The sequence below is a fragment of the Sphingobium sp. LSP13-1-1.1 genome (assembly GCF_040676415.1).
In the GTDB taxonomy this organism is placed as follows: domain Bacteria; phylum Pseudomonadota; class Alphaproteobacteria; order Sphingomonadales; family Sphingomonadaceae; genus Sphingobium.
This window is the reverse complement of the sequence record NZ_JBEGHU010000005.1, coordinates 43474-67186: the sequence shown is the minus strand read 5'-3', so window position 1 is coordinate 67186 and position 23713 is coordinate 43474. Positions and strand designations below refer to the sequence as shown.

Below are 23713 nucleotides of genomic sequence, written 5' to 3'. Positions count from 1 at the left end.
CCTCGAGCGATCCATGATTTCCCTTCCAAGGAGGCCATCAAGCTTTGCACCGGAGGAAGACTGAAAGTGGCGCTCCATCCAAACCCTCAGGCTTATGGGCTTGCAAGCATCAGGGAATGCGCCGCGCCGTCAGGATCTTCACCGGCTGCTCCAGCATCTGCCCTTTCATCACGCCCTCGCCCGCTGTCGGCGACTTGGGGGCAGCGAGGATCGCCTTCACCACATCCATTCCTTCGACCACATGGGCGAATACGGCGAAGCCCTGATTGTCGCCCGCCGCTTCCGGATGGGCGTCCATCCCCGGCATCTTGCCCAGAACGATGAAGAAATCCCCCGTCGCGCTGCCAGGGGCGTAGCGGGCCATGGAGAGAGCGCCATCGTCATGGGTGAGGCCCGTCTGGCTGGTGGGCTCATGCTTGATCGGCGGCAACAGGCGCCTGGGATCATTTTGCGCCCCGCCTTGCACGAAGCCATAATCGGCCGAGCCGACGCTTCGGTAGAAGCTGGTGCCGTCCAGCCGCTTCTGGTCGACATAATGCAGGAAATTGGCCGCCGTCACCGGCGCTCTTGCGACATGCACCGCGATCAGGATGCGGCCGGCGCTGGTATCGAGCGCCACCCGCACATCGGCCAGCGGCGCCGCAGGCGCGTCCTGGGCCAAGGCGGGGGCTAGGCAGAAGAAGGCGGCAAGGAAGAGGGCGAGCTGTCGGATCATGGCGAAAGCCTAATCCAAAGCCCCTCGCCTGTCAGCCTTCCAACTGGCGCTGCAAGGCGCGAATATCGGCGTCGATATCCGGATTGCTCTGGCGCAGTTCCTCGATCGTGCGCACGGCATGGATCACCGTGCTATGATCGCGACCGCCGAAGATGCGGCCGATTTCAGGCAGGGAACGCGGCGTCATCTTCTTGGCCAGATACATCGCCACCTGGCGCGGCCGGGCGACCGCCCGCGCGCGGCGCTTGGAGCGCATTTCCGCCGGGTCGATCCGGTAATGCGCGGCGCAGGCCTTCTGGATCTCATCGACGGTGATGCGACGGGCATTGGCGCGCACCGCGTCCGCCAGCATCGCCTGTGCGAACTCCAGGTCGATGGACCGCCCGGTCAGCTGGCCATAGGCGATCAGCTTGTTGAACGCGCCTTCCAGCTCGCGCACATTGGAACGGATCGAACGCGCGAGGAAATCGACCACCGCGTCCGGCACCGGCGGATCGCCCGCAATCGCCCGCTTGGCCTCCAGGATCGCGAGCCGCAGATCAAGGCCGGCGGGGCGTATATCGGCGACCAGGCCGCCGGCCAGGCGCGAAAGGATGCGCGCATCGATCGCGTCCAGCATCTGCGGCGCGCGGTCAGCGGTGACGACGATCCGGGCGCCCGAATCGATCAGGTCGTTGATCGTGTGCAGAAACTCTTCCTGCGTCGAACCCTTGCCGGCGATGAACTGGACGTCGTCGATCAACAGCAGTTGCGCCGCCCGCAGCCGCGCCTTGAACATCATGGTTTCGTTCGCCCGCATGGCGTTGACGAATTCCATCATGAACCGCTCGGCCGACATGTAGAGAACGGGCGCCGAGGGCGAATGCGCCGAAAAGGCCTGGGCAATGGCGTGCAGCAGATGGGTCTTGCCCTGTCCGGTCCCGCCATGGATGAAAAGCGGGCTGAAACGCGGCCGGCTTTTGGCCGCCATGGCCTGCGCCGCCGAAAAGGCGAGATGGTTGGTCTCGCCGGTCACGAACTGGTCGAAACGATGGCGCGGCTGGAAATTCGATGCGGGCGCCTGATCATAGGCCGATCCGTCTTCCGCGATCGCGTCGGCATCCGCCTGCGGCAGTTCCAGAACGCGGGGACCAACGGCATTGGGTGCGCGTCGCAGGCGCACCTCGCGCACGCCGGCGCCAGCGCAACGCCATGCCATGCGCAAACGGTCGCCGAACTGGCCCGACACGAAATTGGCGCTGAAGTCCGACGCGAACAGCAGGTCCAGCGTCTGGGATTCCGGGCAATAATCGCCCAGTTGCGCCGCCTTCAGCCATTGGTCGAACATGCGCGCACCAATGTCGCGGCGCAGGCCGGCACGGATGGTCGCCCAGGCGTTCTCCAGGCGCGCATTCTGCTGCGTGTCGAGACCGCTCAAACTTCCAATCACTGCCGCAATATCCTTCATAAACAGTCGACCCCCATCAACTGCGCCCCCATAGGCAGGAGCGATACGACGCAGAAACCCGTTCCGGGAAAGCCTCGCTTTCCTGGATCTCATGCATCAACCAACCTTCTGATGACCGCCGGAATTCGATTCGAGTGGCGGCCGGAGATCCAAAATAGACAGGGCTGCTTCGCCTGATCAAGGCCGCTGCCCGTCAAAAATGTGAAATAAAGGCGTTGACTCGGCAAACCCGCGGAAAAGGCCAAGTTGAAAAATTATCGTTATATTTCAGTATATTGATAAAAGCCATATGACGCCGCTCGTCTCGAATCGACGGGGAATCGCCGGAAATCCTGGCTTCCTCCGAAATGACGCTTTCGTGAACGAAACATGAAAAGCCCGCCCCGCATCGAAATGCGGAGCGGGCCTGTTATGCTTGACGAGCTGTAAAGGGTGTCGGCTTCAGCCGAGCGCGCTGACGCGCTTCGTCAGGCGGCCGAACTTGCGGGCCGCGGTGTTCTTGTGCAGCACGCCGCGCGCGACGCCGCGCGCGAGTTCCGGCTGGACCGACTGGAGCGCCGTGGTCGCGGCAGCCTTGTCGCCGGCGGCGAGGGCGGTTTCGACCTTCTTCACCAGGGTGCGAATCCGGCTGATGCGGGCGCCGTTGATCTCGGCGCGGCGGGCGTTGCGGCGGATGCGCTTCTTGGCTTGCGGCGTATTGGCCATTTATTGTCCTCGGTTCTCGTCAAATCTCGTGGAGGAGCCCGTCGGAATCGCCAACCAGCTCTCGTGAAGGTGCGCCCCTTACAGGGGAACGCGGGGTGCGTCAACCGCTCAGCGTCCCGCTATTTCTGGCATTTCGGGCAGAAAAAGGTCGATCTGCCCCCATCCACACGACGCCTGATGGGCGTGCCGCAGACGCAGGATTCCCCTTCCCGCCCATAGACCCGCCATTGCTTGGAAAAATAGCCCAGTTCCCCATCGGGCCGCGCATAGTCGCGCAGGGTGGAGCCCCCCGCAGCGATCGCGGCGGCCAGCACATCGCGAATCGCGTCGACCAGCAGGACGAGGCGCGCGCGGCTGATCCGGCCCGCTTCGCGCGTCGGGGCGATGCCCGCCATGTTGAGCGCCTCGCACACATAGATGTTGCCCAGGCCCGCGACGACGCGCTGGTCGAGCAGCGCAGCCTTGATCGACGTCGCCTTCCCCTTGAGCGCGCCACCCAGGGCTTCGGCCGTGAAATGCGGTCCCAGCGGTTCCGGACCCATGCGGGTAAAGGGGTTGAAACTTTCCCGGGCGTCGCTGCGAACCAGGTCGAGCGAGCCGAAGCGGCGCGGGTCGTTGAGCGAGAGCAACCGCCCGCCCCCGGTTTCGATCAGCAAATGATCATGCGCCCCGATCTCCGCCGGATCGATTCGCCAGCGGCCCGACATGCCGAGGTGGAAGATCAGCGTATCGCCGCGATCGGTGTCGATCAGGCCATATTTGGCGCGACGGGACAGGCCGGTGACGGTGGCGCCGGTCAACCGCTGGCGCAGATCGACCGGGATCGGGAAGCGCAGGTCGGCGCGCCGCGCCTCCACGCGCGTGAGCAGCGCGCCTTGAAGGACCGAGCGCAGGCCCGCCACGGTGGTTTCGACTTCGGGAAGTTCGGGCATGGCCCTCTATGTAATGCGCCGGTCGGCCCGGCAACAGGCCAGTTGCCGCATGCGGCGCGCCATGGACATTTTACCCGATCTCAGATGTTTCCTCTCCCCGGAAAAATGCTCTAGAGCGTGCGCCATGAGTGAAACCGCTTCCTTTGGCTATCGCGATGTCGAAGCCGCCGAAAAACAGGGGATGGTCCGCGCCGTCTTCTCCAATGTGGCGTCCAAATATGACCTGATGAACGACGCCATGTCGGCGGGCGCGCATCGGCTGTGGAAGGATCAGTTCGTCAACCGGGTCAAACCGCGCCGGGACGAGCGGATATTGGACATGGCCGGCGGCACCGGGGACATCGCCTTCCGCATGCATCGCCATGGCGCGCAGGTGACCATATCCGACATCAATCCGGAAATGCTGGCCGTGGGCATTGACCGGGCGAAGAAAAAGGAACTGGAGGGGCTGGTCTGGTCCGAACAGAATGCCGAGGAGCTGACCTTCGCGGATCGGACGTTCGACGCCTATACCATCGCCTTCGGCATCCGCAACGTGACCCGTATCGACAGCGCGCTGCGCGAGGCGCACCGGGTGCTGAAGTTCGGCGGGCGATTTTTCTGCCTGGAATTTTCCACCACGACATGGCCCGGTTTTTCCGACGTCTATGACGTCTATTCGCACCGGCTGGTGCCCCGGCTTGGCAAGCTGTTGGCCGACGATGAGGACAGCTATCGCTATCTGATCGAATCGATCCGCCGCTTCCCGCCCATGCCCGAATTCGAGCGGATGATCCGCGAGGCCGGCTTCGTTCAGACGAAGGTGGAGCCGATATTGGGCGGATTGGTGGCGATCCATAGCGGATGGAAAATCTGATGGGGCGCCTGTCCGGTCCTTCTCCCGCCGGGGAAGGGCGTAAATAGCGATGCCGTCCCACCTCACGCATATCTGGCGGCTGCTGAAATGGGGCCGCACCTTGGCGCGGCATGGCGCGCTGACGGGGATCGAGCGCGATCCGCTGACGCCGACGCCGGTGCGGCGGCTGGTGCGGGTGGCGCGGCTGGGCGCGCGCGTGCCCCGGCAACCACGCTATGCCGACGCGTTCCAGTCGATCGGCCCGGCGGCGATCAAGCTGGGACAGACGCTGGCGACGCGGCCCGACCTGGTGGGGGAGGATGCGGCGAACGACCTGCTGCGCCTTCAGGACGCCCTGCCCCCGGTACCGTTCAACACCATCCGGACGCAGATGGAGCAGAGCTTCGGGCGGCCCCTGGAAACGCTCTACAGCCGTTTCGACGAGGTGCCGGTCGGCGCCGCCTCCATCGCGCAGGTGCACCGCGCCGTGACGACGGACGGGCGCGATGTCGCGGTGAAGGTGATCCGTCCCGGCGTCATCGACCAGTTCAACCGCGACATCCAGACCTATGAATGGGCCGCCGCCCATGTCGAGATGCTGGGCGGCGAGATCGCGCGCCTGCGGCCCCGGCTCGTCATCGCGAACATGAAGCGCTGGACGGCGCGCGAACTGGACCTGCGGCGCGAGGCCGCGTCGGCGTCGGAACTGGGCGAAGCAATGGAGGCCATGCCCGGTTATCGCGTGCCCGCCATCGATTGGGACCGCACGACCGGCAAGGTCATGACGATGGAGTGGATCGACGGGGTCAAGATCTCCGACCGGGACGCGCTCGTCGCCGCCGGTCATGATGTGAAGGAGATTGCGGCGCGGCTGGTCAACGCCTTCCTGCGCCAGGCAATCGCTGAAGGTTTCTTCCATGCCGACATGCATCAGGGAAATCTGTTCGTCACCGCCAATGGCGACATCGTCGCGATCGACTTCGGCATCATGGGCCGGATCGACCGGCGGGCGCGGATGTGGCTGGCGGAGATTCTCTACGGCCTCATCACCGGCAATTACCGCCGCGTGGCGGAAATCCATTTCGAGGCGCAATATGTGCCCGGCCATCACAATGTCGAGGAGTTCGCCACGGCCCTCAGGGCTGTGGGCGAGCCGATGCGCGGCAAGCCGGTGCGGGAATTGTCGGTCGGCGGCATGCTGGACGGACTGTTCGCCATCACCCGCGATTTCGACATGCAGACCCAGCCGCACCTGCTGCTGCTCCAGAAGACGATGGTGATGGTGGAGGGCGTCGCGACCGCGCTCGACCCCGACATCAACCTGTGGGAAACAAGCGGTCCCTATGTGAAGGAATGGCTGCGGGCCGAACTGGGACCGGAGGCGAAGGCCGCCGACGCGCTGATCGAGAATGTCCGGATCCTGCAGCGTCTGCCCGGACTGGTGAAGCGGATCGAGGAAGCCTTTCCGGAAAAGGGCGGCGCACCGCCGCCGCCGCCGCTGACCGAGGTACGGCTGATCCGCGTGGGCAGCGGCTGGCGCTACATGCTGGTGGCGCTGCTGGCCGGCCTGGCCGGCGCAGGCGCCATGGCGGCAGCGACGACCTTTTTATAAGATTGCGCCTCCCGATCCGGGACCGATGGAGGCAGCAGACCGCCCGCTTCCTCGGTTCAGCCGTTCGGGACGATCAGATATTTCTCCCCCGTCCGGCGAGCGTTGTAGCGCAGCACCATGTCCCGGCTCAGCGCCTGGCCAAGCGAGATGCGGGCCTTGTAGTGGCTGGCGAAGGTGGTCGTCAGTCCGTCGCGCACCCGGCGGCGGAGACGTTCGGCCGATTCGCCACCGATCTTCTGCAGGAAGGGGAAGAGCAGCCAGCCGCCGACATTCCAGCCAAAGCCGAAGCTGCGCGTCAAAATGGTCGGCGACAGGTCCAGAGCGCCATAGATATAGGCCTGCTTCAGAATGTCGGAGCCATAGCGGCTATAGGGCGCCGCCTTGCTCACCGCCTGTTCCATAGCATGGAGAACCCGGCTGACAAGATCGCCGCCGCCGATCGCGTCGAAGACAATGGTGGCACCGGTGGCGGTGACGGCATCCTGAAGCCGTGCGTTGAAATCGTCCTTCGAACTGTCCAGCACATAGTCTGCGCCCAGGTCTCTCAATATCGCCACCTGCGCATCGTTGCGGACGATGTTGACCAGCGGGATGCCATCCTCCTGACAGATGCGCACCAGCATCTGGCCCAGATTGGAGGCAGCGGCGGTGTGGACGATCGCCTTGTGCCCTTCCCGCCTCATGGTTTCGACAAAGCCCAGCGCCGTCATCGGATTGACGAAGGCCGACGCACCCTGCTCAGCAGTGACGTCGTCGGGCAAGGCCATGCAGCCTGCGGCGCCCAGCAGGCGATATTCCGCATACATGCCGCCGCCGATCATTGCGACCCGCTTGCCCATCAGCGCCTGCGCTTCCGGCGCCTCGCCCGCGGCGATGACGGTGCCCGCGGCTTCATTGCCGATGGTCATGGGCTGGCCGACGCGTCCCGCCAGCGCGCGACGAGCCGGCTCCGGCATGCGGGCGACGATCCGTCCCTCGGCATAGTCGGCATTCTCGACATCGGCGGACGCGAGAAGCAGGCCCAGGTCGGAGGGATTGATCGGCGCGGCTTCCACCCGGACCAGCACTTCGTCTCCCTTGGGCGGCGGGAGCGTTTCTGCGATCAGTTCGACGATCAGACGGCCATCTTCATGCAGCGTCGAAATCAGCTTGCGGCCATGGACTTCGCGCATGGGTCTCCCTTTCAGGCAGAGGGGCGGTCGCTGTAGAATGTAGGAAACAGCGCCTTGAGCGCCGTCAGCTTGGGCATGTCCCATCGCTGGATATAGGGATGACGGGGGTTTTTGGTCAGGAAATCCTGATGATAGGCGTCCGCATCCTGAAAACCGGAAAAGCGTTCGATGCGGGTGACAATGGGATCGCCCCAAAGCCCGGACTGGCCAAGCTGAACCAGATATGCCTTGGCCGCCTTCTCCTGCTCCGCATTGAGCGGGAAGAGCGCGCTGCGATATTGGGTGCCGTGGTCAGGCCCCTGATAGTTGAGCGTGGTCGGGTCCGCTATGACCGAGAAGAAAATGCGCAGCAACGTGCCGTAGCTGACCTGCCGGGGATCATAGGTGACGCGGACGGACTCGGCAAAGCCGGTATCACCCTGGCTCACCTGCTCATAATCGACCTTTCGGCCTCGCGGCCCGCCCGCGAAGCCGGACACGGCCAGATGAACCCCCTTCACATGGGAAAAGACGCCCTCCACACCCCAATAGCAGCCACCCGCGAAGACAGCGGTTTCGAGCTTGCTGCCCGGAACGGCATCGACCGCCGGCACCGGCGCAAGGACCGGGCGTTCGGCGCGCAGGGGGGAAGCGACGGCAATCGCCGCCAGAACAGCGAGGGCCAGGCCGTCAGCGCGCCGCATGATCGACGGACGAGGCGGACGCTGCCATGGCAGTGCCGGTCAATGGCGGCGCGCTGTTCGGCTGGAGCACGAAGACGCCGATCGCACCGATCGCGAACCCGCCCAGAAAGCGCAGGAACAGGTCGGATTTCAAGAAAGCCAACATGGCGTTCTTCCTTTCGGTCGTCTTGGCCGTCCCGTGGACGGCAATGAATGTCGCGCGGCTTAGCCCCCGATCAAAGCTGCGCCAGGCAGTTTCGACCAACGCGCCACAGGACGCGATGGGTAACGGGGGAAGCCAGTTTCGGTTCGCAACGGGATATAGACTCCCGCTCTCCATCTGCAAGACGGCACGGGGGAAATTTTCCGTTTCCGAAATGAGGCTGATGGGACGGAGAGAGGGCAAAAGGGCGCCCTCCCCCCTGTTCCCTGGAGCATGCGGCGCCTTATTTCAGGGCGGCGCAGGCTTCCTGGATACGCGTGCAGGCCTTTTGCAGCACCTCTTCCGACGTGGCATAGCTGATGCGGAAAGCCGGAGAGAGGCCGAAAGCGGCGCCATGGACGGCGGCGACCTTCGCTTCATCGAGGAAATAGCCGATCAACGTTTCGTCGCTGTCGATGACCTGCCCCTTGGGCGTGGTCTTGCCGATCACGCCGCTGGCATCGGGATAGACGTAGAAGGCGCCTTCGGGCGTCGGACAATCAAGACCCGGCGCATCGTTCAGCATGGCGACGACCATGTCGCGGCGCTTCTTGAAGGCGGCGTTGCGTTCCTCCAGAAAGTCCTGGTCGCCCGTCAGCGCGGCCACGGCCGCGGCCTGGCTGATCGAGCAGGGATTGCTCGTCGACTGCGACTGGAGCTTGCCCATCGCCTTGATGATCCATTCCGGACCGCCGGCAAAGCCGATGCGCCAGCCCGTCATGGAGAAGGCCTTGGAACAGCCGTTGACCGTCAGGGTACGGTCATAAAGTTCGGGGCACACCTGCGCTACGGTGGCGAAGGGCGTGGGCGCGTACCAGACATGTTCATACATGTCATCGGTCATCACCAGCACATGCGGATGGCGCAGCAGCACCTCGCCCAGCGCTTTCAGCTCTTCGGCCGAATAGGCCGCGCCCGACGGATTGGACGGCGAGTTCAGCATGACCCATTTGGTCTTCGGCGTGATCGCGGCTTCCAGCTGCGCGGGCGTGATCTTGTACCCCTGGCGCGCCGGCGCCTCGATGAACACCGGCGTGCCGCCGGCGAAGTTCACGATGTCGGGATAGCTGACCCAGTAGGGCGCGGGAATGATGACCTCGTCGCCCACATCCACGGTCGCGACCAGCGCGTTGAACAGCGTATGCTTGCCGCCCGAATTGACGCTGATCTGGCTGCGCTTGTAGATGAGGCCATTGTCACGCTTGAACTTGAAGGCAACGGCTTCCTTGACGTCGGCGGTGCCGTCGACGTCGGTGTAGCGGGTCAGGTTCTTGCGGATCGCCTCGATCCCGGCCTCCTTCACGAAATCGGGCGTGTCGAAGTCCGGTTCGCCGGCGGAAAGGCCAATCACGTCCACGCCTTCGGCTTTCAGGGCATTCACGCGCGCGCTCATCGCCAGGGTGGCGGAGGGCTGGATGCGACCGAGGGCTGCGGAAGTCTGGCTCATTGTGACAATCTTTCTGAAGAATCCCCAAGGCCCGCAATAATACGGACGGCAGGCTCCTTAGTGCGCAACGAAAGAAGGGGCAACCGCCAGTTGGCCTCCTCTGGCCCTAACGGCAGATTATGAGGTTGGACGGTGCCGGTTCGGACGATTGCAGCGCATCCGTCCCGGCCGGGTCATCACGTCATCGCGCCAGGGAGGCCGCCACCATGCCGCGCGCCGCATTGCCGATGAAGAAGCCATTTTCAAGGTCGCGGGGACGCAGGTCGGCTTCCACCGCCTCGCCCATGTCGAGCAGACTGCGGCGCAGCACGCCGGGAAGCAGGCCGCGGGACAGGGGCGGCGTCAGCAGCTTGTCGCCGCGCTCGACGAAAATGGAGGAGAAGCACCCCTCCGTCACGAAGCCCGCCTCATCCGTCATCACCACCTCATAGCTTCCCCCGCGCCGCAGGGCATCGCGGTAGATTGATCGGTCCGTCGTCTTGTGCGCCAGCCGCGCGTCGGCGGCGGGCGCATTGCGCGGGACCAGCGCCACCTGCATGATCGCCTGGGGCCAGGTGCGATATTCGCGCACTTCGATGGCGATGGCGCCCCGGCGCGACACCAGCAGGCGAAGGCGGCTGCGCTCCCGCAGGCGGAAGGTGGCGGCCTGAAGCTCGTTACGCACATCATGACGATCGAAGGCGAAATCGAGCGCTTCCGCGCTGGTCTTCAACCGCTCCAGATGCAGTTCCAGCAATCTGATGCCCTCGACCGGATCGAAGGCCATGGTTTCGAGCAGGTCGAACCGTCCGTCAGCCAATGCCATGGAAAAACTGCAAACCCCTTATGCCGATCACTGATCGCGCCGATGAATCAGGCTGGTGCGAGGAAGCGCCCCTTGGCCAGGCATTCCGCCCATTCGGACGCGACGTCCGAATCCGCGACAATGCCCGATCCCAGGCCCAGACGACCCTCCTTGCTGCCTTCTTCGACGCAAATGGTGCGGATGGCAACATTGAACGCGGCATCGCCCGCCGGATCGATCCAACCCATGGAGCCGGTATAGACGCCGCGCGGGACGGCCTCCACCGCATCGATGATCTCCATCGCCCGGACCTTGGGCGCGCCGGTGATCGATCCGCAAGGGAACAGGACGCGCAACACATCGACGGGCGTCAGGCCGGGCAGCAGACGGGCACGGACCGTGGACACCATCTGGTGGACGGTCGGATAGGTCTCCACCTTGAACAGGTCGGGCACGGTCACCGTGCCGGCGCTGGAAACGCGGGACAGATCATTGCGCAGCAGGTCGACGATCATCAGATTTTCGGCGCGCTGCTTGGCGTCCCGCTCCAGCCATTGGACGAGTTCGGCATCGCTGGCGAGGTCGGGATCGCGGGGGGCGGTGCCCTTCATCGGCCGCGCCGTCAACTGGCCGCGGACATGGGTGAAGAAAAGCTCGGGGGAAAAGGAGAGGATGCTATGCTCCCCGGTGCTGAGCACGCCGCCATAGCCCGCCTGCTGGCGCGGACGGATGGCGGCATAGAGCGCCATGGGATCGCCCTTGAAATGCGCCGCGCAGGGAAAGGTCAGATTGACCTGATAGATGTCGCCGGCGCGGATATAGTCACAAACCTGGGCAAAGGCCGCGCGATAGGCCGCCTCGTCGATCAGCGGCCGGACATGGTCGACCCTGGCGCCCGCCGGGTCCGGCAACAGGCCCGGCATGGCGGCCGGGTCGATCAGGCGCACCCCTTCGAACAGGCCGAACCAGATCAGCGGCGTCTTCGGCTGGTCCTGCCGATGCCGCTCCGCCAGCGGACGGAGGCGGTCCTCCAGAGCCAGCCCGGCTTCATAGGCGATGAACCCGGCCGCGTGCAGCCCGGCCTCCGCCGCTTCGGCCAGCCGGTCGAGCGCCGGCTGCACCTCCGCCAATTGATGGGCGACGATCACCGACACCGGGTCGCGATAGAGGCGCGCAGGGGCGGGAGCCCGCGGGCGGGCGTCGTCGAACAGGACAAAGGTTTCGGTCGGTCCCGGAAGGCGCATGGCGCTTCTTAACAGGCTTTGCGCGGGGCGGAAGCTTTAACCGGGCGCCGGCATGTTGCGTGGCGCGCGCTTTGGTCATAGGGGAATGCGATGCCCGAAGGACCACCCCATGACGATGCGGCACGGCCGCTGCGGCCGGCGCTGGCGCTGGCGCTGAGGGGACGTTGCCCCGCCTGCGGCGAAGGCCGGATGTTCGCGCGCTTTCTGAAGCCCAGCGGCGCCTGCCGCCATTGCGGGCAGGCATGGGACACCTCGCGGGCGGACGATTTCCCCGCCTATATCGTCATCTTGCTGCTGGGCCACCTGCTCGTGCCGCTGATGATAGAGGTGAACGCGGTTCTGGACATTCCACTGGGCGTGCAGGCTGCGCTATGGCCCGGCTTGGCGATCCTGCTTGCACTGGCGATGATCCAGCCGGCCAAGGCGGCGGTCATCACCTTCCAGTGGAGCCGCCGCATGGACGGATTCCGCTAGAGCGATTTCCAAGCGATCGGAACCGATCGCTGGTTAAGAAATCGCGGAAAACGAGGAAACCGGAGCGGCGATCTGATTCAATCAGATCGAAACCCGCTCTAAGGGCAGGGCCTTCAATCCTGGCGGATGATGAAGTTGCGTTCCATGGCCTCGCGCAGGGTTTCATCGATGGTGCGACGTCCCTCCGACCCATGGGTGACGACGGTGGTGTCGGCGGTGGCGACGCACACCCCTTTTTGAAAACCGGCGGAACTGATCGTCCAGCTGGTGCGACCGATATGGCCGATCGCGCAGTGCACTTCGAACGGATAGGGGAAATGGGCTTCCTCGACGAAATTGAGGTTCACGTTCGCGACCAGCCAGCGCACCCCCTGTTCCTGCGGATGACGGCCCAGATGATGGTGGAACCTAATGCGGGCCGTTTCGAAAATGCCCGATATGGCCACATTGTTGATGTGACCCATGGTATCGATGTCCTGGAAGCGGGTATCGATGCTAGTGACGAAACGATAAGCTTCCGGGCGGAGCCGCCAGGATTCGGGTTTGGCCATGTCCTGCTTGTCCTATGTTTTTTTCTGGTCTTAGTCCCTGATGACGGGGATGCAATCGCCGGGTCGAAATTGATCGGACTGCGACCTTTATGACACAGGCGCGGGGATCATCGGCCCATGACGGTAACGGATTGTTTCCGGTCACGGCGATGGACTTCGCCGCGGGCGCCGCATAGCTTCCGGCTGATTTGTCGCGCATGGGAGTCTTGATGCAACGCTATAGTCGGCTGGCCATTTTCCTGCATTGGGCAATCGCCGCCCTGCTGGCGTTCCAGATCGCCGTCGGATGGGCACTGGAAGATCTTGGCGCCCGCGGCTTCGCGCTGTTTCAATGGCACAAGTCGATCGGCATCTCGATCCTGCTGCTGACCTTCGCCCGCATCGCCATACGCTATTGGAAACCGCGTCCTGCCCTGGTCGAGGGGGGCTGGCAGGGCGCTCTGGCCAAGGCGGTGCATGCGGGCCTCTATCTGTTCATGCTGGGCGCGCCGCTGACCGGCTGGGCGCTGGTGTCGACCGCGAAGGTCAAGGTGCCGACCCTGATCTTCGGCATCGTCCCCCTGCCCCATTTGCCCCTGCCCATGAGCACGCATGAACTGGCGGAGGGCGGCCACGGGTTGATCGCCTGGCTCGGCATCGCGCTGTTCGCGCTGCATGTAGCGGGCGCGCTGCGGCATCATGTGCTGATGCGCGACGGGTTGCTCTGGCGGATGATGCCGGCGCGTTCGCCGCTGTTGCTCTTTGCCTTGCCCGCGCTGATCGCATTGGGGTTCGTCCTGGGACGCGCCATTCTGCCGGAGCCCGCTCCAAAGGCGGCGGCTACCCCCGCCATGCCGGAGGCAGTGGGGGCAGTGGAGGAAGAGGCGCCCGCCAATGCAGCGCAGGTCGCCGACAACACCGCCAACGCCGCGGCACCGGCCGAAGCCGACAATGCCGCAGCGGTTGAAGAACCCGTTGGGCCGCCGCCGTCCTGGACGGTGCAGCCGGGCGGGACCATCGGCTTTTCCGTCGGCAACAGCGGTGCGACGATCAGCGGCGGCTTTTCCAAATGGACGGCGAAGATCGTGATGGACCCGGATCATCCGGACGGCGCCGACATTCGCGTGGAAATCGACCTAGCGAGCGCCAGCGTCGGCGACAACTATCAGGACGGCATGCTGGCGGGGGACGAATTCTTCGGCGTGGCGGCGCATCCCAAGGCCATCTTCACCGCACGGGGCGCACAGAAGACCGGCGCCAACAGCTATCGCGCCTCCGGCACCCTGAACCTCAAGGGCGTGAGCAAGCTGCAGAGCATCCGCTTCACCCTCTCCGGCACCGGAAAGTCGCGGAAGGTTTCGGGGTCGGCCACCATAGCCCGCGCCGCCTTCGACGTCGGCAATGGCGCCAGCAGCAGCGGTCTGGACCCCAAGGTGTCGGTCAGCTTCGCCTTCAGTGCGAAGGCGGAATGACCCGCGGATAGATTTGCATCGGGACTTCTGCCAAAGCAGCATGATGGACAGCAAAGAGCCGCCAGCCACGCGAATAGAGGATGGGGTCTTCCTCGGCTTCGTCCTCATTGTCTCGATCGCCTTCGCGCTGGTGATCGAACCCTTTTTCGCGGCCATATTGTGGGGCGTGATCGCCGCCATCCTGTTCGCGCCGGTCAACCAGGGCCTGATCGGCATGATGCCGCGGCACCGGAACAGCGCGGCGGCGCTGACGCTGCTTCTGATCATCGCGCTCGTGATCGTGCCCGCCATCATCCTGACCATGGCGTTGGTGCAGGAAGCGACCCTCTTCTACGCCAAGGTGCAAAGCGGAGAGATCAACTTCGCGCGGATGTTCGCGCAGTTCCAGGCCAGCCTGCCCCGTTGGGCCGCGGTCTTTCTCAACCGGCTGGGCATCACCAATTTCGCCGCCGCGCGCGAGATGCTGAGCGCCGGCATCTCGTCAAGCTTCCGCACGGTCGCCACGCAGGCGCTGCAGATCGGGCAAAGCGCTTTCAGCTTCCTGATGGCGCTGGGCGTGATGCTGTACCTCACCTTCTTCCTCCTGCGCGACGGACCACGACTGTCGGCAATGGTGGACAGGGCAGCGCCGATGCGGATCGCCTATCGCCGTGCGCTGATGGCGCAGTTCGTCCTCGTCACCCGCGCCACGATCAAGGGCAGCATCGTCGTCGCCATCGTACAGGGACTGATCGGCGGAATCATCTTCTGGGCGCTGGGCCTGCCGGGCGCGCTGCTGTGGGGCGTATTGATGGGTGCGTTCTCGCTGATTCCCGCGGTGGGAACCGGGCTGATCTGGGTGCCGGTCGCCATTTATCTCTTCGTGACCGGAGCGGTGGTGAAGGGATTGATCCTCGTCTTTTGCGGCATGTTCGTGATCGGCATGGTCGACAATATCCTGCGCCCGATCCTGGTCGGCCGGGATACGCGGATTCCCGATTATGTGGTGCTGATCACCACGCTGGGCGGGATCGACCTGTTCGGGTTCAACGGCATCGTCATCGGGCCGGTGATCGCGGCCCTGTTCATCGCGACGTGGAATATCGTGACGAAGATGCGGACCGGCGCCGATGGGCTGGAAGGACCACTGACGGAAGAAGCGCCGGGCGGCTGAAGCACGACCGGAACCGGGCGTCTACAATTCCTCCAGCGCCGCGCTGGCTTCCATCCAGACTTCTTCCGCGGCTTCCAGCTTCTTCTCGACCTCGGAACGCTTCACCATCAGTTGCGTCATGGTCATCTTCGCCTCGACGCCGGTGGCGGACTTGGGGTCGAACAGCGCCTTGTCGATGCGGCTGCGCTCGGCCGCCAGCGTCGCCATTTCCTTTTCCGCCTTGGCAACGGCGTTCTTCGCCGTCTTCTGCCTTTCGCGCCATTCTGCGGCGTTGCGCTTTTCCGCCTTGCGGTCCACCTTGGGCGCGTCTCCGCCGCTCCCATTCCCATCCGCCTTGCGCAGGATGATGTCGGTATAATCCTCCAGGCTGCCGTCGAACGGCTGGGCCGTGCCATTGTCGACCAGCACGAGGCGATCCGCCACCAACTCGATCATGTGGCGGTCGTGCGAGACGATCACCACCGCGCCCGAATAGTCGTTCAGCGCCTGCACCAGCGCCTCGCGACTGTCGACGTCGAGGTGGTTGGTCGGTTCATCGAGAATCAGCAGATGCGGCGCGTCGCGGGTGATGAGCGCCAGCGCCAGCCGCGCCCTCTCCCCGCCCGACATGGAGCCGACCTTCTGCGTCGCGCGCTCGCCGGAAAAGCCGAAGCGGCCGAGCTGCGCACGCACGGCGGCAGGCGTGGCCCCCTTCATCACCCGGCTCATATGTTCAAGCGGCGTGTCGGTGACGTCCAGTTCCTCCACCTGATATTGGGTGAAATAGCCGACCTGCATCTTGGCAGAGGCGTTCATCGCGCCTTCCATCGGCTTCAGTTGCGCGGCGATCAACCGGGCGAGCGTGGTCTTGCCATTGCCGTTCCGTCCCAGCAGCGCCAGCCGGTCGTCGGGATCGATGCGCAGGTTGACCCGGCGCAGCACCGGCGTGTCGTCATAGCCCACCGCCGCCATGTCCATGGTGATGAGCGGCGGGCGCAGTTCGGGCGGGTTGGGGAAACCGAAATGCAGCGTCGGGTCTTCGATCGCGGCGGCGATGGGCTGCATCTTCGCCAGCGCCTTGGCGCGGGACTGCGCCTGTTTCGCGGTCGACGCGCGGGCGGAGTTGCGGGCGACATAGTCCTGCAATTTCTCGCGCTCGGCCTGCTGCTTGGCGCGGGCAGCCTCCTGCTGGGCCAGGCGTTCGGCGCGCTGGCGCTCGAATGCGTCGTAGCCGCCGGGATAGAGGGTGATCTTTCCCCCTTCCAGATGGAGGATATAGTCGACCACATTGTTGAGCAGGTCGCGCTCATGGCTGATCACGACCACGGTGCCGCGATAGCCTTTGAGGAAATTCTCCAGCCACAGTGTCGCTTCCAGGTCGAGATGGTTCGACGGCTCGTCGAGCAGGAGCAGTTCGGGGTTGGAGAAGAGCAGCGAGGCAAGCGCCACGCGCATCTTCCAGCCACCCGAATAGCTGTCGAGCGGACGCCCCTGCATCTCCTCGTCAAAGCCAAGGCCGACAAGGATGCGGGCGGCGCGCGCGGGCGCGGTATAGGCGTCGATGGCGTTCAGCCGCTCATAGATATGGCCCAGGCGGTCGGGATCTTCGGTATGTTCCGCCTCCGCCATCAGCGCGGCGCGCTCACTGTCGGCGGCCAGAACCGTGTCGAAAGGGGTGGCCGTGCCGGAGGGGGCCTCCTGCGCGATATAGCCAAGGCGCGTGTCGCGGGGCATCTCGCATGCCCCCCCGTCCGGGTCGAGCTGGCCGATCATCACCTTCATCAGCGTCGACTTGCCCGCGCCGTTGCGGCCGATCAACCCGACGCGGCTGCGCGGCGGCAGCGCGGCACTGGCGCGATCGAGGATGGTGCGTCCACCGAGGCGCACGGTGATGTCCCTGAGATTCAGCATGGCCGGCCCCCTAGCAGAGCCGATCGCGATTGTCAGCGGTCGGAAAACGGCCGGCCGAAAGGAGAAGGCGGCGAGGTGATGTTTCCGGCAATGTTTCTGAACGATTGTCGACAGCCATATTCAGCATGGCGCAAGCCGCACGGGTGCAAAAGCGTCCTTGTCAGATCCCGCCACGGGAATTTTTGCGAGGTTGCCATGCTGAAGACCATGATCCTGTCACTATCGATGGCCGGTGCCGCCTTGGCCGGCATTGCCGCTTCACCGGCGATGGCGCAGAGCAATTATCATTATAGCGAGCGCTATGACGGCGACGACGGCAGCTATTATCGCAGCGAAACCTATCGGGAGGATGACGGCTATCGCGGCGGCTATGACCGCGACTATCGCGAATATGACCGTGCCCCCGTCCATTATCGCGACAGCTATTATCGCGAGGGTTATGACGGCGGCCTCCGCGTCTACCATGCCAGGCCGCGCTATGCCCGCTGCTCGTCGGGAACGACCGGCACGGTGATCGGCGGCGTGCTGGGCGGGCTTCTTGGCCGGGAGATCGGCCGTGGCGGGCGCTGGGACCGGCCGAGCACCACCGGGCTGATCCTGGGTGCGGGCGCCGGAGCGCTGGCCGGGCGCGCCATCGAACAGAATGATTGCCGCTAATCGACGTTCCTGAAACGCGCCTTGGGCGCATATGGACGAGGACGTGAAATCCTCCCCACGGTATCCGTGGGGAGGATTTTCCTCTGCGCGCTATGCGGCATAGAGCGTGAACTGGGCGTGCAGGCCATTGATCGACGACTGCCCGACCCACAGGTCGAAAGCGCCCGGCTCCGCAATAATCCGGTTGCCCGCGCCGACAAATTGCAGGTCGACGCGGGACAGGGAGAATCGAACCGTCCTGCTCTCGCCGGGGTCCAGCGTCATGCGCGCGATGCGTTTCAGTTCGCGGATCGGGCGGGTGCGGCTGGCGACGCGGTCGCGAATGTAGAGCTGCACCACCTCGCTGCCCTTGCGCCCCCCCTTGTTGGTGAGGCGGGCGGTCACCTCAATCGCCCGGTCCCAGCGCAGCGCCATGTCCGAAAGCTTGAGGTCCTCCAGCACGAACTCGCTATAGCCAAGCCCGTGCCCGAAGGGATAGCGCGCGCTGTTGTCGGTCGTGGCATAGCGCGATCGATATTCGGTGCGATTGTCGATCACCGGGCGCCCGGTCGACTTGCGGTCGTAGAAAAAGGGCTCCTGCCCCGATTCCCAGGGAAAGCTGACCGGCAGCTTGGCAGAGGGATTTTCCTTGCCGAACAGGATGTCCGCTATGGCATGGCCGGACTCCGACCCCAGGAACCAGGTCGCAAGGATCGCCTGCGCATTGGCGACGCCGTCATGCAGCGCCAGCGCCCGGCCGTGGCGAAGGAGGACGATGACCGGCTTTCCCGTACCGGCCACCGCATCGGCCAGCGCCTGCTGCACGACCGGAATCTCGATGGCGGTGCGGGATTGCGCCTCGCCCGACATGTCCTGCGATTCCCCTATGGCGAGGATGACGACATCGGCGGCCCTGGCGGTCTCCACCGCCTTCGCCACCCCGCCGTCGATGGGCGTCAATATGCCACTGCCCGGGGCGATCAGCAATCGGCCGGGATCGGGCATGGCGGCGCGCAGGCCGGTGGCGATGTCGACGCCCTTTCCCTTGTCGCCGTAAAAGGCCCAGGGGCCGTAGACATTCTCCCTGTCCTCGCCGAAGGGACCGATGAGCGCGATGGTCTGCGCCTTGGCCGGATCGAGCGGCAGGACGCCGTTATTCTGCAGCAGCACGACCGAACGCGCGGCGGCTTCGCGCGCCAGGGCACGATGGCCGGGCGTGAAGATACGACTCCTTTCCGCTTCCTCGTTCAGGGAGCGCCAGGGATTGTCGAACAGCCCGATGGCCGTCTTCACATAAAGGATGCGCCGGACCGCGACGTCCACCGTCTCCATCGGCACGGCGCCGCTTTTCACCAGATCGGGGATATGGCGGATATAAAGGCCGCTCTGCATAGACATGTCCACCCCGGCCAGGATGGCGAGGCGGGTGGCATCGCGCTCATCCTCGGCATAGCCATGGGCGATCAGTTCCTCATCCGCCGTATAGTCGGAAAAGACAAAGCCGCGAAACTTCATCTCCCCACGCAGCATGTCGGTCAGCAGGTCACGGTCGGCCGTCGCCGGCACGCCGTTGATCTCGCTGAACGCCGCCATGGTGGTGAGCGCGCCCGCCGCGAAGGCCGCGCCAAAGGGCGGAAGATGGGTTTCGCGCAGCGTCTCGTCACTGATGTCGACGCTGCCATATTCCAGGCCCCCGGCGACCGCGCCATAGGCGGCGAAATGCTTGGGGCAGGCAAGCAGGCTGTCGTCGCGGCGCAGGTCACGCCCCTGGAAGCCGCGCACGCGGGCGGCGGCGAACAGCCCGCCCAGATAGACATCCTCCCCGGCGCCCTCGACCACACGCCCCCAGCGCTGGTCGCGGGCGACGTCGACCATGGGCGCAAAGGTCAGGTGCAGACCGGCCGCCGTGGCCTCGACCGCCATCGCGCGCGCCGTGCGCTCCGCCAGCGAAGGATCAAAACTGGCCGTTTCGGCGAGCGTCACCGGGAAGATCGTCTTGAGCCCATGGATCACGTCGCCCGCGAACAGCAGGGGAATGCCAAGGCGGCTCTGCCTGACCGCGATCTCCTGCGCGCGGCGCGCGCCCGCCACGCCTATGCCGTTGAACAGGCATCCCACACGCCCCTTGCGGATCTCCTCGGCAAGCTGCCTTTCATTCTGGATGCCGGTCTGCGGATTGGGCGGGTTATAGGGACGGAAACTGTCGGCCAGACAGGTCATCTGTCCCGCCTTCTCCTCGATGGTCATGCGCGCGATCAGATCGTCCACGCGCTCGACCTCCGTCGCGGCAAGCGCGCGACGGGGCAGCGGAAGCGTCAGGAAGCCGGCAAGGGCGGCGGTCAGGACGGCCCGGCGGGCTACGGGAGGGATCGGGGTCATCAAGGGGGAGCGTAACTGATTCCGGATGAACCGCACCTATCCCGTCAACGCATGAAAGAAAGCAACCGGCGGAGGGATGGACCGAGCCTCAGGGCCGATCAGTTCAGCCGGGGACGCAAGATGGCGGGGCGATGGTGGACAGGGCTGGATTCGAACCAGCGTACGGGAAACCCGGGCAGATTTACAGTCTGCTGCCTTTAACCACTCGGCCACCTGTCCAGTCGCCTAACCATATTCGGAGAAGCCCCGATCGGCTGGAGGGCGCTCCAATGGCGAAAGGAGACTTGCCTGTCAATGGTCCAATGTGAAAAGAGCGCTTCCATGAAAAGAGGAAATCGCACCGGAAAGGCCAAAGGGACCTTTCCCCGCTTCTATGGACGGCATGCCGTCATCGCCGCGCTCGCCAATCCGGACAGGGTGGTGCGCAAGATCTGGGGCACGCGGGAGGCGCTGAACGCGCTCGACCTGCCGCCGGTCCTACCCATCGTCTATGCCGACGGGGCGGATCTGGGCCGCATGGTGCCGTCCGACGCGCCGCATCAGGGGATCGTGGCGGAGGTAGAGCCGCTGGATGATGTCTGGCTGGGCGACGCGCTGGAGGCCGGGCGGGACGATCATCGTCCCGTGCTGGTGCTGGACCAGGTGACCGACCCGCACAATGTCGGCGCGATCCTGCGCTCCGCCGCCGCGTTCGACGCGCTCTGCATCGTCACGCAGGACCGCCATGCTCCGCCCGAATCGGGCGTGCTGGCGCGCTCGGCATCCGGCGCGCTGGAAATCGTGCCCTGGGTGCGGGTCGTGAACCTTGCCCGCGCCCTCGATGAAATCGCGGAAGCGGGCTTTTGGCGCATCGGGCTGGACGGCACGGCGGAACAGACGCTGGGCGAGGCGATCGGCACGTCCCGCGTCGCGCTGGTGCTGGGGGCCGAGGGCGAAGGGCTGCGCCACAACAGCATGGCGCATTGCGACATTTTGGCTAAGCTGCCGATCAGCCCGCGCATGGAGAGCCTGAACGTCTCCAATGCCGCGGCAATCGCCCTTTATGCCGCTGCCAGCCGGTAGCGGCCCGGGGCCACGGACGACAGGGGTTTCGATCGTGATGATTTTTCTGCGCTCGGCCGTTGTGCTGGCGGCCAGTCTGCTGCTCTCGGCCTGCCTGGTGACGCCGGGCAAGTTCGACTCCACGCTGGACATCCGGGCGGACCGGAGCTTCAGCTTCACCTACAAGGGCGAGATCCTGGCATCGGACATGGGCAAGGGCCTGGGTTCGATGCCCGGCAATGACGATCCCATCGACGGCGCACCACCCAAGGACCAGCAGAGCAGCCTGCATACGGCGCTCCAGTCCAAGACGCAGGGCAAGACGGAAGAGCGCTTCGACGTCAAGGACGACAAGAATGACGAGCAGCAGATGCAGGCGATCGCCGCAGCGCTGCTGAAGGAAAAGGGATTCCGGTCGGCCCGCTACATGGGCAATCACCGGTTCGAGATCGACTATGCGATCAGCGGCCGGCTGACCCACGCCTTCCTGTTCCCCTTCAACAGCGATGCGCAGATCGTGCTGCCCTTCGTCGTCGTGGAGTTGCGCGGGGAAGACCGGGCGCGGGTGAAAGCGCCGGGCTATTCCAACGGCTATGACAAGAGCCAGGGTCCGATGGGCGGGGGCAATGACGATGCCGCCAAGGCGCTGGACGGCACCTTCACCCTCACCACCAATGCAGAGATCGTCAGCCAGAACCAGGAAGACGGCGCGCAGGACACGCCGCAAGGGAAACGGATCGTCTGGAAGGTGACGTCCCTGACCAGCGAGGCACCGGCGGCCACCCTGAAGTTCAGGCCGTAAAGCCATGCTGCGTCAGATTCAACGCAGCACAGGTCTCATCGGCTGGCGCGGATCATCGCGCGCTCGCGCCAATCCCGGCCCTTCCGCATGCGGGACGGGCATGTTCGGGATTGGTCACCCGCGACCGGATTCAATCTTCCGGCGCAATCGTCACGCGGAGACCGTCGAGCGAATCGTTGAACTGCAACTGGCAGGACAGGCGGCTCGTCTGGTTGCGATGATCGGAGCTGTCGAGCAGGTCGTTCTCGTCCTCGCTGATCGCAGGCAGGCTGTCGGTGAAGGCAGGGTCGACGTAGACATGGCACGTCGCGCAAGAACAGCAGCCACCGCAGAGGGCCAGCAGTTCGTCAAATCCGTTGTCGCGGATGATCTCCATCACGGAAAGGCCGCTGTCCGCCTCCACCGTCTGTTCTTCGCCCGCGCGGTTGACCACGATCAGTTTCGCCATGTACCCAAGTCCCTCTAATTTTTTCCCGCCGCTCATGTCGGACGAGCAGCAGGAAATCAAGGGCCAGGCGACAAATCATGGTGAATACGGCAGAAGCGTTGCGGAACAGCCTGGATATCATAGCTGCGATGGAACCCGGTTTCGCCGCGGCCATCGGCCGGGTCGGTTATCCGCCGCCCCGCGTCCGCGAGCCAGGTTATGAAACCTTGCTGCGCACCATCGTCGGCCAGCAGGTGAGCGTTGCCGCGGCCGGGGCGGTCTGGCGGCGGCTGGAAGCCGAACTGGGCACAGGCTGCGCGCCGGACGCCCTTCTCGCCCGTGATTTCGATACGTTGCGCGCCTGCGGCCTGTCGCGGCAGAAGCAGGGCTATGCCCGAAGCCTGGCGGAACTGGTGGTCAGCGGCGAAATCGACCTGCACAATCTGCCCCAGGATGATGAGGAAGCGATCGCGCAACTGGTGCAGGTCAAGGGGATCGGGCGGTGGTCGGCCGAAATCTACCTGCTGTTCGCCGAAGGGCGGCCGGATGTCTGGCCGGCGGGCGACCTCGCGGTGCAGATCGAGATCGGACGGATATTGGGCCTCGCTCAGCGGCCCAGCGAGAAGCTGACCCGCGACGTCGCCGAACGCTGGCGCCCCCATCGCGGCGCGGCCGCCATCATGGCATGGCACCATTATAATACGGAGGTTTTGTAGACCATGTCGAGATGGAGCACAGTTCAGGCCGACCCTGGAGGCCAGCCCCCTGTCCTGCTGCGGACGGGCCGCCGTGCGGGCCTTGGCCTGGAGCTTTGCCCGCCGGTATGCGTCGACCCTCAGACCTCGAATTTGGGAATAATGTGATGCCCCTGCCCCATGCCCGCTACATCGTCCTCGAACATGAGGGCGTCTGGAAGATCAATCTCGACAATCGCTATTATGGCCCTTTCGCGACGCAGGAAGCGGCGGTGGAAAATGCGACCGCCACCGCGCAAAAGGCTGGCGGCGCGGGTTATCCCGCCTCGGTCCTGCTGATGCGCGGCACCGCCTTCGAGACGCTCTGGACCAGCGTGGAGGCAGACAAGGCCTGAAAAATTTTGCGCTCCCACGGGAACCTGTGACGGATCTGCGCATTTAACGCCTCCGGTTGCGT

At 64.8% G+C, this 23713-nt stretch carries 24 protein-coding genes and 1 tRNA gene; 10 read left to right on the top strand and 15 right to left on the bottom strand.

The annotated features are described in order from the left end of the window. Window positions 1–109: 109 nt before the first annotated feature. The 4 genes from MRBLSP13_RS05185 to mutM all read right to left on the bottom strand — a co-directional run bounded on the left by MRBLSP13_RS05185 (window position 110) and on the right by mutM (window position 3799). Window positions 110–715: a peptidylprolyl isomerase gene (locus MRBLSP13_RS05185; RefSeq protein ID WP_363753129.1), complete on the bottom strand. Its 606-nt coding sequence runs from the start codon at window positions 713–715 to the stop codon at window positions 110–112. A 31-nt stretch (window positions 716–746) separates the two neighbouring features. Beyond that, window positions 747–2162 carry a chromosomal replication initiator protein DnaA gene (gene dnaA, locus MRBLSP13_RS05180; RefSeq protein ID WP_363739402.1) on the bottom strand — a complete coding sequence of 472 codons (1416 nt, stop codon included), beginning with the start codon at window positions 2160–2162 and terminating at the stop codon, window positions 747–749. 441 nt (window positions 2163–2603) lie between these two features. Further along, the gene (rpsT, locus tag MRBLSP13_RS05175; protein WP_007687699.1) at window positions 2604–2867 is read right to left on the bottom strand and encodes a 30S ribosomal protein S20; all 264 of its coding nucleotides are present in this window, start codon (window positions 2865–2867) and stop codon (window positions 2604–2606) included. A 119-nt stretch (window positions 2868–2986) separates the two neighbouring features. Continuing rightward, on the bottom strand, window positions 2987–3799 hold the full coding sequence (gene mutM, locus MRBLSP13_RS05170; RefSeq protein WP_363753126.1) for a bifunctional DNA-formamidopyrimidine glycosylase/DNA-(apurinic or apyrimidinic site) lyase: 813 nt from the start codon (window positions 3797–3799) through the stop codon (window positions 2987–2989). A 124-nt stretch (window positions 3800–3923) separates the two neighbouring features. On the opposite strand from mutM, the gene MRBLSP13_RS05165 reads away from it, so the two are divergent. Together MRBLSP13_RS05165 and ubiB are read left to right on the top strand one after the other, a co-directional pair. Further along, window positions 3924–4655, top strand: coding sequence for a class I SAM-dependent methyltransferase (locus MRBLSP13_RS05165; RefSeq protein ID WP_363739398.1), 732 nt, complete (start codon window positions 3924–3926; stop codon window positions 4653–4655). Window positions 4656–4704: 49 nt separating this feature from the next. Continuing rightward, window positions 4705–6246, top strand: coding sequence for a 2-polyprenylphenol 6-hydroxylase (ubiB, locus tag MRBLSP13_RS05160; protein ID WP_363753123.1), 1542 nt, complete (start codon window positions 4705–4707; stop codon window positions 6244–6246). 56 nt (window positions 6247–6302) lie between these two features. Here the strand turns inward: ubiB and MRBLSP13_RS05155 are convergent, their stop codons facing one another. From MRBLSP13_RS05155 to pabB, 6 genes are all read right to left on the bottom strand, one after another. After that, window positions 6303–7418 carry a zinc-binding dehydrogenase gene (locus MRBLSP13_RS05155; RefSeq protein ID WP_363753120.1) on the bottom strand — a complete coding sequence of 372 codons (1116 nt, stop codon included), beginning with the start codon at window positions 7416–7418 and terminating at the stop codon, window positions 6303–6305. 11 nt (window positions 7419–7429) lie between these two features. Beyond that, window positions 7430–8101, bottom strand: coding sequence for a peptide-methionine (S)-S-oxide reductase MsrA (gene msrA / locus MRBLSP13_RS05150; protein WP_363753117.1), 672 nt, complete (start codon window positions 8099–8101; stop codon window positions 7430–7432). Beyond that, window positions 8088–8246, bottom strand: a complete 159-nt coding sequence (locus MRBLSP13_RS05145; RefSeq protein WP_363739389.1) for a hypothetical protein — start codon at window positions 8244–8246, stop codon at window positions 8088–8090. Before MRBLSP13_RS05145 ends, msrA begins: the two co-directional genes overlap by 14 nt. A 280-nt stretch (window positions 8247–8526) precedes the next feature. Then, window positions 8527–9729 (bottom strand): pyridoxal phosphate-dependent aminotransferase, encoded by a 1203-nt coding sequence (locus tag MRBLSP13_RS05140; RefSeq protein ID WP_133653405.1) that lies wholly within the window; start codon window positions 9727–9729, stop codon window positions 8527–8529. A gap of 181 nt (window positions 9730–9910) precedes the next feature. Next, on the bottom strand, window positions 9911–10534 hold the full coding sequence (locus MRBLSP13_RS05135) for an aminotransferase class IV (protein WP_363753115.1): 624 nt from the start codon (window positions 10532–10534) through the stop codon (window positions 9911–9913). Window positions 10535–10581: 47 nt separating this feature from the next. Further along, the gene (gene pabB / locus MRBLSP13_RS05130; RefSeq protein ID WP_363739386.1) at window positions 10582–11757 is read right to left on the bottom strand and encodes an aminodeoxychorismate synthase component I; all 1176 of its coding nucleotides are present in this window, start codon (window positions 11755–11757) and stop codon (window positions 10582–10584) included. A gap of 90 nt (window positions 11758–11847) precedes the next feature. Between pabB and MRBLSP13_RS05125 the strand changes: the two genes are divergently transcribed. Beyond that, window positions 11848–12231 (top strand): DUF983 domain-containing protein, encoded by a 384-nt coding sequence (locus MRBLSP13_RS05125; RefSeq protein WP_133653408.1) that lies wholly within the window; start codon window positions 11848–11850, stop codon window positions 12229–12231. A 113-nt stretch (window positions 12232–12344) separates the two neighbouring features. On the opposite strand, the gene MRBLSP13_RS05120 is transcribed toward MRBLSP13_RS05125, so the two are convergent. Then, complete coding sequence (locus MRBLSP13_RS05120) at window positions 12345–12782, bottom strand: acyl-CoA thioesterase (protein ID WP_133653409.1); 438 nt, start codon at window positions 12780–12782, stop codon at window positions 12345–12347. A gap of 209 nt (window positions 12783–12991) precedes the next feature. On the opposite strand from MRBLSP13_RS05120, the gene MRBLSP13_RS05115 reads away from it, so the two are divergent. Together MRBLSP13_RS05115 and MRBLSP13_RS05110 are read left to right on the top strand one after the other, a co-directional pair. Then, window positions 12992–14233: a cytochrome b/b6 domain-containing protein gene (locus MRBLSP13_RS05115; RefSeq protein WP_363753113.1), complete on the top strand. Its 1242-nt coding sequence runs from the start codon at window positions 12992–12994 to the stop codon at window positions 14231–14233. A gap of 43 nt (window positions 14234–14276) precedes the next feature. Next, entirely contained in the window at window positions 14277–15386 is a 1110-nt protein-coding gene (locus MRBLSP13_RS05110) for an AI-2E family transporter (RefSeq protein ID WP_363739557.1), read from the top strand. Window positions 15387–15407: 21 nt separating this feature from the next. On the opposite strand, the gene MRBLSP13_RS05105 is transcribed toward MRBLSP13_RS05110, so the two are convergent. Further along, the gene (locus MRBLSP13_RS05105; RefSeq protein WP_363753111.1) at window positions 15408–17276 is read right to left on the bottom strand and encodes an ABC-F family ATP-binding cassette domain-containing protein; all 1869 of its coding nucleotides are present in this window, start codon (window positions 17274–17276) and stop codon (window positions 15408–15410) included. A 195-nt stretch (window positions 17277–17471) separates the two neighbouring features. Here MRBLSP13_RS05105 and MRBLSP13_RS05100 point away from each other — a divergent pair, with 195 nt between their 5' ends. Next, entirely contained in the window at window positions 17472–17933 is a 462-nt protein-coding gene (locus MRBLSP13_RS05100) for a glycine zipper 2TM domain-containing protein (protein ID WP_363739380.1), read from the top strand. Window positions 17934–18023: 90 nt separating this feature from the next. Here MRBLSP13_RS05100 and MRBLSP13_RS05095 read toward each other — a convergent pair whose 3' ends face one another. Together MRBLSP13_RS05095 and MRBLSP13_RS05090 are read right to left on the bottom strand one after the other, a co-directional pair. Next, window positions 18024–20291: a glycoside hydrolase family 3 N-terminal domain-containing protein gene (locus MRBLSP13_RS05095; RefSeq protein WP_363739378.1), complete on the bottom strand. Its 2268-nt coding sequence runs from the start codon at window positions 20289–20291 to the stop codon at window positions 18024–18026. Window positions 20292–20423: 132 nt separating this feature from the next. Continuing rightward, window positions 20424–20510 (bottom strand) — tRNA-Tyr (locus MRBLSP13_RS05090). Between the two features lie 102 nt (window positions 20511–20612). Between MRBLSP13_RS05090 and rlmB the strand changes: the two genes are divergently transcribed. Together rlmB and MRBLSP13_RS05080 are read left to right on the top strand one after the other, a co-directional pair. Further along, window positions 20613–21353, top strand: a complete 741-nt coding sequence (gene rlmB / locus MRBLSP13_RS05085) for a 23S rRNA (guanosine(2251)-2'-O)-methyltransferase RlmB (RefSeq protein ID WP_133653414.1) — start codon at window positions 20613–20615, stop codon at window positions 21351–21353. Between the two features lie 37 nt (window positions 21354–21390). After that, window positions 21391–22134, top strand: a complete 744-nt coding sequence (locus MRBLSP13_RS05080) for a hypothetical protein (RefSeq protein ID WP_414714697.1) — start codon at window positions 21391–21393, stop codon at window positions 22132–22134. 130 nt (window positions 22135–22264) lie between these two features. Here MRBLSP13_RS05080 and MRBLSP13_RS05075 read toward each other — a convergent pair whose 3' ends face one another. Continuing rightward, complete coding sequence (locus tag MRBLSP13_RS05075; protein ID WP_363739374.1) at window positions 22265–22582, bottom strand: 2Fe-2S iron-sulfur cluster-binding protein; 318 nt, start codon at window positions 22580–22582, stop codon at window positions 22265–22267. Window positions 22583–22659: 77 nt separating this feature from the next. On the opposite strand from MRBLSP13_RS05075, the gene MRBLSP13_RS05070 reads away from it, so the two are divergent. Beyond that, window positions 22660–23277 (top strand): DNA-3-methyladenine glycosylase family protein, encoded by a 618-nt coding sequence (locus MRBLSP13_RS05070; protein WP_363739372.1) that lies wholly within the window; start codon window positions 22660–22662, stop codon window positions 23275–23277. Between the two features lie 146 nt (window positions 23278–23423). Further along, window positions 23424–23651 carry a DUF2188 domain-containing protein gene (locus MRBLSP13_RS05065; RefSeq protein ID WP_363739370.1) on the top strand — a complete coding sequence of 76 codons (228 nt, stop codon included), beginning with the start codon at window positions 23424–23426 and terminating at the stop codon, window positions 23649–23651. Window positions 23652–23713 lie beyond the last annotated feature (62 nt).

Bases quoted from the DNA above. Each gene is read 5' to 3' on its own strand.
- MRBLSP13_RS05065 (WP_363739370.1), top strand. From the start codon at position 23,424: ATGCCCCTGCCCCATGCCCGCTACATCGTCCTCGAACATGAGGGCGTC.
- MRBLSP13_RS05095 (WP_363739378.1), bottom strand. From the start codon at position 20,291: ATGACCCCGATCCCTCCCGTAGCCCGCCGGGCCGTCCTGACCGCCGCC.
- MRBLSP13_RS05110 (WP_363739557.1), top strand. From the start codon at position 14,277: ATGGACAGCAAAGAGCCGCCAGCCACGCGAATAGAGGATGGGGTCTTC.
- rpsT (WP_007687699.1), bottom strand. From the start codon at position 2,867: ATGGCCAATACGCCGCAAGCCAAGAAGCGCATCCGCCGCAACGCCCGC.
- rlmB (WP_133653414.1), top strand. From the start codon at position 20,613: ATGAAAAGAGGAAATCGCACCGGAAAGGCCAAAGGGACCTTTCCCCGC.
- MRBLSP13_RS05120 (WP_133653409.1), bottom strand. From the start codon at position 12,782: ATGGCCAAACCCGAATCCTGGCGGCTCCGCCCGGAAGCTTATCGTTTC.
- dnaA (WP_363739402.1), bottom strand. From the start codon at position 2,162: ATGAAGGATATTGCGGCAGTGATTGGAAGTTTGAGCGGTCTCGACACG.
- MRBLSP13_RS05080 (WP_414714697.1), top strand. From the start codon at position 21,391: ATGATTTTTCTGCGCTCGGCCGTTGTGCTGGCGGCCAGTCTGCTGCTC.
- ubiB (WP_363753123.1), top strand. From the start codon at position 4,705: ATGCCGTCCCACCTCACGCATATCTGGCGGCTGCTGAAATGGGGCCGC.
- MRBLSP13_RS05115 (WP_363753113.1), top strand. From the start codon at position 12,992: ATGCAACGCTATAGTCGGCTGGCCATTTTCCTGCATTGGGCAATCGCC.
- MRBLSP13_RS05140 (WP_133653405.1), bottom strand. From the start codon at position 9,729: ATGAGCCAGACTTCCGCAGCCCTCGGTCGCATCCAGCCCTCCGCCACC.
- MRBLSP13_RS05075 (WP_363739374.1), bottom strand. From the start codon at position 22,582: ATGGCGAAACTGATCGTGGTCAACCGCGCGGGCGAAGAACAGACGGTG.
- MRBLSP13_RS05070 (WP_363739372.1), top strand. From the start codon at position 22,660: ATGGTGAATACGGCAGAAGCGTTGCGGAACAGCCTGGATATCATAGCT.
- MRBLSP13_RS05135 (WP_363753115.1), bottom strand. From the start codon at position 10,534: ATGGCATTGGCTGACGGACGGTTCGACCTGCTCGAAACCATGGCCTTC.
- MRBLSP13_RS05165 (WP_363739398.1), top strand. From the start codon at position 3,924: ATGAGTGAAACCGCTTCCTTTGGCTATCGCGATGTCGAAGCCGCCGAA.
- MRBLSP13_RS05105 (WP_363753111.1), bottom strand. From the start codon at position 17,276: ATGCTGAATCTCAGGGACATCACCGTGCGCCTCGGTGGACGCACCATC.
- MRBLSP13_RS05155 (WP_363753120.1), bottom strand. From the start codon at position 7,418: ATGCGCGAAGTCCATGGCCGCAAGCTGATTTCGACGCTGCATGAAGAT.
- msrA (WP_363753117.1), bottom strand. From the start codon at position 8,101: ATGCGGCGCGCTGACGGCCTGGCCCTCGCTGTTCTGGCGGCGATTGCC.
- MRBLSP13_RS05125 (WP_133653408.1), top strand. From the start codon at position 11,848: ATGCCCGAAGGACCACCCCATGACGATGCGGCACGGCCGCTGCGGCCG.
- MRBLSP13_RS05145 (WP_363739389.1), bottom strand. From the start codon at position 8,246: ATGTTGGCTTTCTTGAAATCCGACCTGTTCCTGCGCTTTCTGGGCGGG.
- mutM (WP_363753126.1), bottom strand. From the start codon at position 3,799: ATGCCCGAACTTCCCGAAGTCGAAACCACCGTGGCGGGCCTGCGCTCG.
- MRBLSP13_RS05100 (WP_363739380.1), top strand. From the start codon at position 17,472: ATGCTGAAGACCATGATCCTGTCACTATCGATGGCCGGTGCCGCCTTG.
- pabB (WP_363739386.1), bottom strand. From the start codon at position 11,757: ATGCGCCTTCCGGGACCGACCGAAACCTTTGTCCTGTTCGACGACGCC.
- MRBLSP13_RS05185 (WP_363753129.1), bottom strand. From the start codon at position 715: ATGATCCGACAGCTCGCCCTCTTCCTTGCCGCCTTCTTCTGCCTAGCC.